This window comes from Rhodococcus sp. SBT000017 (assembly GCF_003688915.1).
Lineage (GTDB): Bacteria > Actinomycetota > Actinomycetes > Mycobacteriales > Mycobacteriaceae > Rhodococcoides.
Genome location: NZ_REFU01000001.1, coordinates 560,909 through 573,395 on the forward strand (window position 1 = coordinate 560,909; position 12,487 = coordinate 573,395).

The 12,487-nt window shown below is 65.3% G+C and carries 10 protein-coding genes; 7 read left to right on the forward strand and 3 right to left on the reverse strand.

Going from position 1 to position 12,487, the window contains the following annotated elements; all coding sequences use genetic code 11:
* The first annotated feature begins 27 nt into the window (after nucleotides 1–27).
* From AYK61_RS28220 to AYK61_RS02490, 5 genes are all read left to right on the forward strand, one after another.
* Nucleotides 28–630, forward strand: coding sequence for a TM2 domain-containing protein (locus AYK61_RS28220; protein ID WP_374700540.1), 603 nt, complete (start codon nucleotides 28–30; stop codon nucleotides 628–630).
* Nucleotides 631–912: 282 nt separating this feature from the next.
* The gene (gltB, locus tag AYK61_RS02475) at nucleotides 913–5,481 is read left to right on the forward strand and encodes a glutamate synthase large subunit (protein WP_397485398.1); all 4,569 of its coding nucleotides are present in this window, start codon (nucleotides 913–915) and stop codon (nucleotides 5,479–5,481) included.
* A complete protein-coding gene (locus AYK61_RS02480; RefSeq protein ID WP_121869678.1) occupies nucleotides 5,474–6,979 on the forward strand; it encodes a glutamate synthase subunit beta in 1,506 nt (501 codons plus the stop codon). Before gltB ends, AYK61_RS02480 begins: the two co-directional genes overlap by 8 nt.
* A gap of 122 nt (nucleotides 6,980–7,101) precedes the next feature.
* Entirely contained in the window at nucleotides 7,102–8,520 is a 1,419-nt protein-coding gene (pyk, locus tag AYK61_RS02485; RefSeq protein WP_121869679.1) for a pyruvate kinase, read from the forward strand.
* Complete coding sequence (locus AYK61_RS02490; RefSeq protein ID WP_121869680.1) at nucleotides 8,521–9,447, forward strand: acyl-CoA thioesterase II; 927 nt, start codon at nucleotides 8,521–8,523, stop codon at nucleotides 9,445–9,447.
* On the opposite strand, the gene AYK61_RS02495 is transcribed toward AYK61_RS02490, so the two are convergent.
* A complete protein-coding gene (locus AYK61_RS02495; RefSeq protein ID WP_121869681.1) occupies nucleotides 9,413–9,931 on the reverse strand; it encodes a DNA-deoxyinosine glycosylase in 519 nt (172 codons plus the stop codon). The two genes, AYK61_RS02490 and AYK61_RS02495, sit on opposite strands and share 35 nt — an antisense overlap.
* A 58-nt stretch (nucleotides 9,932–9,989) precedes the next feature.
* Here AYK61_RS02495 and AYK61_RS02500 point away from each other — a divergent pair, with 58 nt between their 5' ends.
* The gene (locus AYK61_RS02500) at nucleotides 9,990–10,193 is read left to right on the forward strand and encodes a hypothetical protein (RefSeq protein ID WP_141217065.1); all 204 of its coding nucleotides are present in this window, start codon (nucleotides 9,990–9,992) and stop codon (nucleotides 10,191–10,193) included.
* Here the strand turns inward: AYK61_RS02500 and AYK61_RS02505 are convergent.
* Entirely contained in the window at nucleotides 10,169–10,660 is a 492-nt protein-coding gene (locus tag AYK61_RS02505; RefSeq protein WP_121869682.1) for a DUF1772 domain-containing protein, read from the reverse strand. The two genes, AYK61_RS02500 and AYK61_RS02505, sit on opposite strands and share 25 nt — an antisense overlap.
* Before the next feature lie 119 nt (nucleotides 10,661–10,779).
* On the opposite strand from AYK61_RS02505, the gene AYK61_RS02510 reads away from it, so the two are divergent.
* Complete coding sequence (locus AYK61_RS02510; RefSeq protein ID WP_121869683.1) at nucleotides 10,780–11,769, forward strand: AraC family transcriptional regulator; 990 nt, start codon at nucleotides 10,780–10,782, stop codon at nucleotides 11,767–11,769.
* Here AYK61_RS02510 and AYK61_RS02515 read toward each other — a convergent pair.
* A complete protein-coding gene (locus AYK61_RS02515; protein WP_121869684.1) occupies nucleotides 11,754–12,485 on the reverse strand; it encodes an AAA family ATPase in 732 nt (243 codons plus the stop codon). The two genes, AYK61_RS02510 and AYK61_RS02515, sit on opposite strands and share 16 nt — an antisense overlap.
* Nucleotides 12,486–12,487: the final 2 nt, after the last annotated feature.

Consider the following 12,487-nt stretch of genomic DNA (forward strand, 5'->3'; position numbering starts at 1 on the left):
ACTGCAACGGACGTAAGGGAGCTCGACGTGAGTGACTCAGGTACATCGTCCTCGGACGGATCCTCGGGCGACGGATCCACTCCGTCGGAGCCGACCATCTCGTTCGACAAAGGCTCTCCCGCAGGTTCGGGTCCCGTGTACGGGGCTCCCGACCCGAACTACACCACCCCGAACTACAGCACCCCCAACTACGGCACTCCAGACGCCGACGATCAGGGGCAATTCGGACCTCCGCCCGGTGCCGGTTACCCACCACCATCCGACGGTTCCGGACAGTACGGTGCGCCGCCGCCCCCGCCGTATGCGGGCGGGCAGTACGGTCCCCAATACGGCGGTCCCCAGTACGCAGGCGGGCCCGGTTACATGGACCCGATGGCTCCGTACGGTAGGCACCCGGTCACCGGTGAGCCGTTCTCCGACAAGCAGAAGCTGACGGCAGGTCTGCTCGGCATTCTGTTGGGCGCGTTCGGAGCCGGGCGCTTCTATCTCAACCAGCCGGGCATGGCGGTGGCGCAGATCGCCGTTACGTGGCTCACCTGCGGTATCGGCGGGATCTGGCCGTTGATCGACGGCATCATGATGCTCACCGGCAGCGTGCGCGATCAACACGGTCGGCCGCTGCGCGACTGACGATCGTATTCGTCGCAGCCGGCATTCGCGATTGCATCGATGCCAACGCCAGCTGCTACGATTTCGACAACCGGGAGAGATCCCGGTTTCTTTCGCGGGCCAGAGCTGTCCCGGTGAATTCCCGACAGGCAGTTCAATTCGGCTCATCCGACCGTTTCGGTCGATTCGAGCCGACCAGCCGGCGGGGTTGCCGAGACTTCCGGTGCAGGGTCGATGACACTGCACCGCCCTTCACGCACCCCACCGGCCTACGTGGAGGTGATCGTGGTGCTGTTTTCTCGGATGCCTGCGGAGCAAGGTCTGTACGACCCGAGCTCGGAGAAGGATTCCTGTGGCGTGGCGATGATCGCCGACATCGCCGGTCGCCGCTCCCACGCGATCGTCGCCGACGGGGTTCTGGCACTGGAGAACCTGGAGCATCGCGGAGCTGCCGGTGCCGAGCCCAACAGTGGTGACGGCGCGGGTATTCTGATTCAGCTGCCGGTCGAACTCCTCGCCTCCCTTGCACCCTTCGATCTGCCCGCGGCCGGAGCCGACGGGGACAACACGTTCGCGGCCGGGGTGTGTTTTCTGCCGCAGGGCATCCGTGAACGAGCGATGGCCGTCGAGCGCGTCGAATCCGTTGCGGCCGAAGAAGGTCTGGACATCCTGGGCTGGGTTCCGGTCGAGGTCGATCCCGATCGAGCCGACGTGGGCCTCACCGCCCTCGGCTGCATGCCGTACATGAGCTACCTCTACGTCACCGCCCCCGAGGTCGACGGCACGCGTCCGGCCGGTCTCGCTCTCGACCGGTTGGTGTACGGATTACGCAAGCGTTCCGAGCGAGTCACCCCCGAGATCGAGGCCGAGGGGTCGGGGCTGTTCTTTCCGTCGTTGTCCTCGCGCACCATCGTCTACAAGGGCATGCTCACCACGATGCAGCTGCCGCTGTACTTCCCGGAACTGCGTAACCCCTTGTGCAAGAGCGCCATTGCCATCGTGCACAGTCGCTTCTCGACCAACACGTTCCCGTCGTGGCCGCTGGCGCATCCGCATCGCTACGTTGCGCACAACGGTGAGATCAACACCGTCAAAGGCAACCGAAACCGGATGCGGGCTCGCGAAGCGCTGCTGTCGAGCGACCTGATCCCTGGGGACCTGGAGCGTTTGTTCCCCATCTGCAACCCCGATGCCTCGGACTCGGTGTCCTTGGACGAGGTGCTCGAACTGCTGCACCTGGGCGGGCGCAGCGTGCCGCACGTGGTGATGATGATGGTGCCCGAGCCGTGGGAGAACCACCGCACGATGGATCCACGGGTACGAGCGTTCTACCAGTTCCATTCGTCGATGATGGAGGCGTGGGACGGTCCGGCCTGCGTGACGTTCACCGACGGTAGCTATGTCGGAGCCGTGCTGGACCGCAACGGTCTTCGCCCCGGCCGCTGGTGGCAGACGGCGGACGGCCGTGTCATCCTCGCCAGCGAGGCAGGCGTGCTCGACGTGCCGCAGTCCGAGGTCGTCGCCAAGGGTCGCCTCGAGCCCGGAAAGATGTTCCTGATCGACACCGTCGCCGGACGTCTCGTGCCGGACGAGGAGATCAAACTCCAACTGGCAACCGAGCATCCGTACCAGGAGTGGCTGCATGCGGGCCTGCTCGAGATCAAGAGTCTGCCCGAGCGTGCTCACATCCAGTACAACCACGACTCGGTGGTGCGCCGACAGGTCGCGTTCGGCTACACCGAGGAGGACCTACGCGTCGTGTTGACGCCGATGGCCGCATCCGGGGGCGAGCCGCTCGGTTCGATGGGTACCGATACCCCGGCCGCAGTGATGTCGCAGCGGTCGCGTCAGCTCTACGACTACTTCATCGAACTGTTCGCGCAGGTCACCAACCCGCCGCTCGATTCGATCCGCGAGGAGATCGTGACCTCGCTCGCGCGGGTGATGGGTCCGGAGCAGAACCTGCTCGAGCCCACTGCGGCGTCGTGCAGGCAGATCGTGTTGCCGTGGCCGGTGCTCGACAACGACGAGCTCAACAAGATCATTCACATCAACGACGACGGCGACCATCCGGGACTGTCGGCCACGGTGTTGCGTGGGCTGTACGAGGTCGAGCGCGGCGGCGAAGGTCTCGCCGAGGCCATCGAGGAGTTGCGTGCCCGGGCGTCGGAGGCGATCGCTGCGGGGTACACCACGCTGATCATCTCCGATCGCGATTCGGACCACACTCGGGCCCCGATCCCGTCGCTGCTGGCCACCTCGGCGGTGCACCACCACTTGGTTCGCACCAAGGAGCGCACCAAGATCGCACTCGTCGTCGAATCCGGCGACGCGCGCGAGGTGCATCATCTGGCCCTGCTCATCGGCTTCGGTGCCGCAGCGGTCAACCCGTATCTGGCGATGGAGTCGATCGAGGATCTGGTCGGCGAGGGCGAACTCACCGGAGTCGAAACGACGATCGCGGTACGGAACTATCTGTACGGGCTCGGCAAGGGCGTACTGAAGGTGATGTCGAAGATGGGCATCTCCACCGTCGGGTCCTACACCGGCGCACAGGTTTTCGAGGCCGTCGGTCTCGACCGCGAGGTGGTGCGCGAGTACTTCAAAGGCACGGTCAGCAAGCTCGGCGGCGTCGGTCTCGACGTGCTCGCCGAGGAGGTCAAGCTACGCCATCGTCGGGCGTACCCCGAGAATCCGACCGACCGTGTCCATCGCCGGTTGGAGATCGGCGGCGAATACCAGTTCCGGCGCGAAGGCGAGCTGCACCTTTTCACCCCCGAGACGGTGTTCCTGCTGCAGCACGCAACGCGTACCGGCCGATACGACGTGTTCCAGAAGTACACCGACGAGGTGGACCGGCTCGCTCGCGAAGGCGGTGCACTGCGCGGTCTGTTCGAGTTCAAGGACGGTGTCAGGCCGCCGGTTCCGCTCGACGAGGTGGAATCGGTCGAGTCGATCGTCACGCGGTTCAACACCGGCGCGATGAGCTACGGATCGATCTCCGCCGAGGCGCACGAGACGATGGCCGTCGCGATGAACAATCTCGGCGGACGGTCCAACTCGGGTGAGGGCGGCGAGGACGTCGACCGGCTCTACGACCCGACGCGGCGCAGTGCCGTCAAGCAGGTCGCCAGTGGTCGGTTCGGTGTCACCAGCGACTACCTGGTCAATGCCACGGACATTCAGATCAAGATGGCGCAGGGTGCCAAGCCGGGCGAGGGCGGTCAGCTGCCCGGCTACAAGGTGTATCCGTGGGTGGCCAAGACCCGACATTCGACGCCCGGTGTCGGCCTCATCTCGCCGCCCCCGCACCACGACATCTACTCGATCGAGGATCTCGCACAGCTGATCCACGATCTCAAGAACGCCAACGAGAAGGCTCGCGTACACGTCAAACTCGTCAGTTCCGTCGGCGTCGGCACGGTGGCGACGGGCGTGAGCAAGGCACACGCCGATGTCGTCCTGATCTCCGGATACGACGGCGGAACCGGTGCTGCGCCGTTGACATCGCTCAAGCATGCAGGCGCTCCGTGGGAGATCGGCCTCGCCGACGCCCAGCAGACGCTGGTGCTCAACGGCCTACGCGATCGCATCACGGTGCAGTGCGACGGCGGCATGCGCACCGGACGCGACGTCATCGTTGCGGCGCTGCTCGGCGCGGAGGAGTTCGGGTTCTCGACGGCCCCGCTGATCGTGGCGGGATGCATCATGATGCGCGTCTGCCACCTCGACACCTGCCCGGTCGGTGTCGCGACGCAGAACCCGGAGCTGCGCAAGCGGTTCACCGGCAAGCCCGAGTTCCTCGAGGACTTCTTCAAGTTCATCGCCGAGGATGTGCGAAAGTACCTCGCGCAGCTCGGTTTCCGGAGTATCGACGAGGCGGTCGGTCACGCCGACGTGCTCGAGACGGCAGCCGGAGTGGCGCACTGGAAGAGCAAGGGACTCGATCTCGCGCCGATCTTCGCGATGCCCGTCGACCGACACGGTGCCCCGATGACGCAGCGTCGACGTCTCCGAGCGCAGGATCACGGTCTGGATCTCGCGCTGGATCGGACGCTGATCCAACTGGCCGAGGGAGCGCTCGAGGACGCCCATCCGGTGAAGCTCGAGCTGCCGGTACGCAACGTCAATCGCACGGTCGGAACGCTCCTGGGGTCCGAGGTCACCCGGCGCTACGGCGCGGTCGGGTTGCCGGACGACACCATTCGCATCGCGTTCACCGGATCCGCCGGTCAGTCTCTCGGGGCCTTCCTGCCGCCGGGGATCACGATCGACCTGGTCGGTGACGCGAACGACTATGTCGGTAAGGGATTGTCGGGCGGCCGAATAGTCGTGCGGCCCGCTGACGATGCGCCGTTCGTCGCAGAGGACAACGTGATCGCAGGAAACACGATTCTCTACGGTGCCACCTCGGGTGAGGTGTACCTGCGCGGTAAGGCAGGGGAGCGGTTCGCGGTCCGTAACTCGGGAGCGATCGCGGTGAACGAGGGCGTAGGCGACCACGCGTTCGAGTACATGACCGGCGGTCGTGTCGTGGTGCTCGGGCCCACCGGTCGCAACATGGCGGCGGGTATGTCCGGCGGCATCGCGTTCGTCCTCGGTCTCGATCCGGCGGACGTGAACATGGCGATGGTCGAACTGCAGGTGCCCAACCCGGACGATCTGGTGTGGCTGCGTGAGACCGTCGAGAATCATCAGCGCTGGACCGGTTCTACCGTCGCGACCTCGTTGCTGGCCGACTGGCCCCGCAGGTCCGCGTTGTTCACCAAAGTCATGCCCGTCGACTACCAGCGAGTGCTGGAAGCGACAAGAATGGCGCGCGCCGAAGGGCGCGACGTCGATGCTGCGATCATGGAGGCTGCACGTGGCTGATCCACAGGGATTTCTGAAAGTCGTCAAGCGCGAGGCCGTCAAGCGTCCGATCGGCGAGCGCGTCAAGGACTGGAACGAGGTGTACTCGCACCAGCCCACGAGCGAGCGTGCCGCCGAGGTCTCCGATCAGGCGCGTCGCTGCATGGACTGCGGTATCCCGTTCTGCCACTCGGGAACTGCGGGCTGCCCGTTGGGAAATCTGATTCCCGAGTGGAACGACCTGGTGCGCCGCGGCCGCTGGGATGCGGCCAGCGACCGACTGCATGCGACCAACAATTTTCCGGAGTTCACCGGTCGGGTGTGCCCGGCCCCGTGTGAGTCGGCGTGTGTGCTGTCGATCTCCGAGGCGGCCACCGGCGGAAGCGTGACGATCAAGCGGGTCGAGCAGACCATCGCGGACCTGGCCTGGGAGGACGGCAGCATCGTTCCGCAGCCGCCGACGATCACCACCGGCAAGCGGGTCGCGGTCGTCGGATCCGGTCCTGCGGGATTGGCTGCGGCGCAACAGCTCACCCGCGCCGGGCACGACGTCACCGTGTACGAGCGAGACGATCGTCTCGGCGGACTGCTCCGCTACGGCATCCCCGAGTTCAAGCTCGAGAAGTCCGTGCTCGATCAGCGCCTCATGCAGATGCGCGCCGAGGGAACACATTTCGTCACCGACTGCGAGGTCGGCATCGACTTCACCGTCGAGCAACTACGCGAATCGTTCGACGCAGTCGTTCTCGCGGTCGGCGCTCTGCGGGCCCGTGACAATGCCGAGGTCATCGGTCGCGAGCTCGACGGTATCCACCTGGCCATGGAGCATCTGGTGCCGTCGAACAAGGAATGCGAGGGCGACGGTCCCACCTCCATCTCCGCTGCGGACAAGCATGTGGTCATCATCGGCGGTGGCGATACCGGAGCAGACTGCCTGGGAACGGCTCACCGACAGGGTGCTGCGTCGGTGACGCAGCTCGACTACAACCCTGCGCTGCCCGGGGCTCGCGACGAAAGTCTCTCGCCGTGGCCGTCGTGGCCGCTGGTGCTGCGCACCTCACCCGCGCACGCGGAGGGTGGCGTCGTGCGTCATCAGGTCGCCGTCCAGCGATTCCTCGGTGACGAGCGCGGGCACGTTCGCGCGATGGTGCTCGCCGAGGTGGAGGTGCAGCGCGACGCGGACGGTCGACGCATCGTCACGCCCATCGGGGAGGAGATCGAATTGCCCTGTGATCTGGCGTTGTTCGCCATCGGTTTCGAGGGCGTCGAGCACGGTCCTTTACTCGACGAGTACGGACTCACGTTGACCAAGCGGGGCGCACTCTCGTGTGGTCCCGATTGGCAGACCACGGCACCCGGGGTGTTCGTGTGCGGGGATGCGCATCGCGGTGCATCGCTGGTCGTGTGGGCGATCGCGGAGGGTCGTTCGGCGGCCAACGGTGTCGATGCTTTCCTCACCGGGCACTCGGAATTGCCGTCGCCGGTACACCCGACTGCACTGCCCCTGGCGGTCGTGTGACCCCCGTCTCTGAACCGGTACAGACCGTCCCAGCAGCAGGGTAGCGTGGCTACCGATCGGTAGTATTCGGGTGGATGCGTCTGCGATAGAGAACGCGGCGTCCAGCGGCTAGGCTCGCTTTCGTGAGCCGACGTACTAAGATTGTCTGCACCCTTGGACCCGCAACCGCAACCACAGAGCGCATCCGCGAACTCGTCGAGAGTGGAATGGATGTCGCACGACTGAACTTCAGCCATGGTGATCACCCCGATCATCAGGCCAACTACGAGAGGGTTCGAGCAGCATCGGACGCCACCGGCAAAGCCGTGGGCATTCTGGCCGATCTGCAGGGACCGAAGATTCGTCTCGGGCGTTTCGCCGAGGGCTCGACCACCTGGGCGGCCGGCGAGCTGATCCGAATCACCGTCGAAGATTGCGAGGGCACTCACGACCGGGTGTCGACCACCTACAAGGAGCTGGCCCAGGACGCCAAGGAAGGCGATCGCCTGCTCGTCGACGACGGCAAGGTCGGCCTCGTGGTCACCGGCGTCGAAGGCAACGACGTACTGTGCCGTGTCACCGAAGGTGGGCCGGTCAGCAACAACAAGGGTGTGTCCCTGCCGGGCATGGACGTGTCCGTTCCCGCCATGAGCGAGAAGGACATCGCCGACCTCGAGTTCGCCCTCGCTCTGGGATGCGACTTCATCGCGCTGTCGTTCGTGCGCTCTCCCGCGGACGTCGAACTCGTCCACGCAGTGATGGACCGCGTCGGCCGCCGAGTTCCTGTCATCGCCAAGCTCGAGAAGCCCGAGGCCGTCGACAACCTCGAGGCCATCGTGCTCGCCTTCGACGCGATCATGGTCGCCCGTGGTGACCTCGGCGTCGAGCTGCCCCTCGAGCAGGTGCCGCTGGTGCAGAAGCGCGCCATCCAGATCGCCCGCGCCAACGCCAAGCCCGTTATCGTCGCGACCCAGATGCTCGAATCGATGATCGAGAACTCCCGCCCGACCCGCGCCGAGGCGTCCGACGTCGCCAACGCCGTGCTCGACGGTACCGACGCGGTCATGCTCTCCGGTGAGACCTCGGTGGGTAAGTACGTGATGGAAACCGTTCGGACCATGGCCCGCATCGTCGAGACGGTCGAGACCGAGGGTGACAGTGTTCCTCCGCTGACGCACGTCCCGCGCACCAAGCGTGGCGTCATCTCCTACGCCGCTCGTGACATCGGCGAGCGCCTGGACGCGAAGGCACTCGTGGCGTTCACTCAGTCGGGTGACACCGTTCGACGGTTGGCTCGTCTGCACACCAAGCTTCCGTTGCTCGCCTTCACCTCCATCTCCGAGGTCCGCAGCCAATTGTCGCTGAGCTGGGGAACCGAAACGTTCCTGGTCCCGGATGTGGGTTCCACGGACGCGATGGTCAAGGAGGTGGACCGGGCGCTGCTCGAGCTGGGTCGATACAGCAAGGGCGATCAGGTCGTGATCGTGGCCGGTGCCCCTCCCGGCACAGTAGGCTCGACCAACTTGATCCATGTGCACCGAATCGGAGAAGAGGACCGGTAAGTGGTCGAAGCGGGGGGAACCGGCGTCAGCGAAAGCGCGTCGAGCAGTACAGCGGTGAAGACCGATCTCGAGACGCTCCTCGATCTCCTCGCACTGGAGGAGATCGAGGAGGACGTGTTCGTCGGCGTTCACCCCGAGCAGGTGGGCAGCCGTACGTTCGGGGGGCAGCTCGTTGCTCAAGGCCTGATCGCGGCCGGCCGCACCGTCTCCGGTACCTCGCGGGACGTGCATGCGATCAATGCGCACTTCATCCGCGGCGGCGACGTCAAGAAGCCCATCGAGTACCGGGTATCTCGGCAACGTGACGGGCGCGCTTTCGCCAACCGTCAGGTCACCGCACTGCAGGACGGCAACGAGCTGTTCGTCATGCTCGCCGCCTTCCAGGATTTCGGTAAGGGGCTAGAGCACAGCGTGGAGGTGCCCGAGGTTCCGTACCCCGACGCACTGCCACCGCTCGGCGATCACTTCGTCGGGTACGAGGACCGCCTGCAGATGTTCGTCGACGCCCTCAAGCCGATCGACATGCGCTACGCGAACGATCCGGCGTGGATCATGCACGGCACCGGCGAGAAGCTCAACCACAATCGGGTCTGGATGAAAGCCGACGGCGATCTGCCCGACGCCTCGATCTTTCACGCCGCGACCATGGGCTACGCGTCGGACACCACGGTGCTCGACTCGATCATCACCACCCACGGTCTGTCCTGGGGACTCGATCGCATCGTTGCGGCGACGGTCAACCATTCCATCTGGTTCCACCGCCCGTTCCGATTCGACGAGTGGGCTCTCTACGCCACCGAATCACCGGTCGCGGCCGGGTCCCGTGGCCTGGCCACCGGACGGTTCTTCTCGATGGACGGCCAGCTGCTGGCCACCGTCGTGCAGGAAGGTCTCATTCGGCACTTCCCGAAGCGGGAGCGGGCCTGAGGGCAGTCGACCACGCCTGCGTCTTCGCGGCGAGATCGAGCGAGGCGAGCGCAGGGCTGGTCGACGGTAGTCGAGTGAACGTCACGTGGGGCGTCACCGTCTTCACGTGGCGACGGTAGCTCTCGGCGGCCTTGGCTCCGTTGAAGAACACCCTGTCGATGCCGGGGTTCTCGTCGAACATCTTCTCGAAATCGTTTGTCTCGATGGAGGATTCAACGATCGCCGAATCCAGGCTTCCCTCTCGCGTGCACAGCTTCAGCACATCCCACACCGCGACGCCATGGCTGCGCAGACGCTCGGTGCGTTCGGCGTAGAGAAGTTCCGGGCCCGCACCGAACAGCGTTCCCATGATCGGCCAGAACGCATTTCGCGGGTGCGCGTAGTACTGCTGCGCGGCCAGTGACGCCACACCGGGCATGGAGCCCAGGATCAAGGTGGTTGCGCCTCGGCCGAGAATCGGTGCGAAGCTGTGCACGACGTTCATGACAGCGATTACAGCAAATCCCCGCGGACGCACCGGACGGGGGACCACAATGGAGGTCATGTTGGATCCACGCGTACTCGACAACAACGAACTCGAAGCCGAACTCGCCGCACTGCGTCGAGGTCGTGACGCCGCGATGGACGAAGGCGCGCGGGATGTCTCGACTGCCGACACCGACCACCTCATTGCGCGGTTCGAGGAAGAAATCCGCAAGCGGCACCAGGATTCGGTGTCCGATCAGCCCAGTGCCGATCTGCCCTGACCGAGGATCAGAACGGCGCAGGCGGCAGTCGCGGCGACCGTCCTGACGTTGTTCCATCGCGTCCATTTCTCGCGGAAGTTCTGCCAGGCCTCGGCACCCGCTGCGCTGCCGGGATCCACACCGGCCAAGGCGTCGTTGAGGGGGACGTTCGCAACGGCCGTGATCGCGAAGCTTCCGAGAACGTAGAGAACGGCTCCGCTCACGACGAGCACGGGTGAACCCCCACCGGCCGATAGGGTGAGAATCGCTGCGAGAGTGCAGGATCCGGCCGTTCCGAAAAACAAGCCGAGAAACACCGGATCGATAATCGCCTTATTGAAGCGCTGCATCGCGGCGATCGCGTCGGGCACCGGCAGTGTTGCCAGGCCGGGGAGCACGCTGATGGAGAAGGCGAGCAGCACTCCTGCCACCAGCCCGCATCCGACGGCGGCAACGGCGGTGGTGACCGCGAGCATTCGGTCCAGCACGGTGGTTCCCTTCGGTCGGCTATGTCCTGTTCTCCACTGTGGCCTCGAGAAGCTGGATGGACAATGCCCGAAAGGCCGCATTCGATGTCCGATCGTCCAACTCGTGAGACGATCGGGGCATGCGCGGCGCGGATCCCTGGAAGTCGTCCGACCCCCTGGGTGAAGCGCTGCACTTTCTACGGATGACCGGATCGTTCTACGTGCGCTCCGAGTTGAGCGGATCCTGGGGTCTCGCACTGCCCGCCATGGAGGATGCGCTGTGGTTTCACACGGTCGTCGACGGTGGCTGCGTGTTGTCGGTTCCCGGCGAGCCGACGCGTGAGTTGGTGCCCGGCGATTTCGCGTTGGTACCGCACGGGCGAGGGCACGTGCTGACCGCAGGCGTCGACGCGTCTGTTCGTGCGACGAGCGTCCACGACCTCGCGCACGAGTACGTCAGCGATCGCTACGCGGTGATCACTCACGATGCGGGCGGTGCCGGCAGGGTTGCGACTCTCGTCTGCGGGGCGGTGCGACTGGATCATCCGGCAGCGCAGAAGCTCGTTCGCCTGCTGCCCGCGCTGGTGGTGGTCGACGTCGATCCCGGCCCGAGGCAATCGAGGATGCAGAACATTCTGGCCATGGTCGCGGACGAAGCGCGCGTGCTCGAGCCCGGGGGAGAAGCGGTGATCACCCGGCTGTCCGACATTCTGGTGATCCACGCGTTGCGGTCGTGGATCGCGAACACGCCGGGCGCGCAGTCGGGTTGGCTCGGAGCATTGCAGGACGATCGGATCGGAACGGCGTTGGCGCTGATCCATCGACACCCTCACGAGCGGTGGACCGTTGCGGATTTGGCGTCGAGGGTGAACATGTCCCGTTCGGCGTTCTCGGCACGTTTCACCGAGCTGGTCGGCGACTCCGCGATGAGCTATCTGGCAACGTGGCGGATGCAGGTCGCATACGAGACGTTGCGATCCGAGGACGTGGTGTTGGCCGAATTGGCCCGGCGCAGTGGGTATCTGTCGGAGGCCGCGTTCGGTAAGGCCTTCAAGCGCGCGACGGGCGTCTCCCCGGGACGTGTGCGTCGCCGAGAAGCGGTGTCGATGGCCGGTCAGTCGAGCAGGTGACGGAGATAGCTGTTCGGGTCGTCGAGGTAGCGACGCCAGTGCTGTACCAATTCGAGTTCGTCCCAGGTACTTCGGCGTAGACCGTGTTCGCCGACTTCGACGATGTCCGCACCGGGGGTCGACGCCAGAATCGGTGAGTGCGTGGCGCAGACGATCTGTGCGCCCTCGTCGCCCAGCTCGGACATCAGTGCAACGAGCTGCAGGCTCGCGGTGAACGACAGGGCCGATTCCGGCTCGTCCAGAACGTAGAAGCCGGGTTCGGCCAACATCGCACCGAACATGGTAAGGAACCCTTCGCCGTGACTCATCTCGGCGGTGTTCTCGTCCCAGAAACCCGGCACGCCGCCGAGCTTTTCGGCCATGTCGAACGCGGTCTCGGCGCGCAGGAAGAAGCCGCGCTTGTTCAGTCGTGGGCCACGAAGCATTCGAGCGCCCTGCGGAGTGGTTTCCAACTCCAGCACCTCACCGAGGGCACTGGTCACCTCGTCGAGTCGACGGGATTGCTGCGCCGCCCGCCCGCCGCGGGCATCGATTCCGAAACCCTCGGCGATCGCCTCGACGAGGGTCGATTTACCGGAACCGTTGTCGCCGACCAGAATTGTGACCGGTGCGAGGAACTCGAGTCCGTCGCGAGCGAGGTCGGCGACGGCAGGCACGGTGAAGGGCCAGTCCGATCCGACATCGTCGGCGTGGACGTAGGCACGTTCTACGAACATGA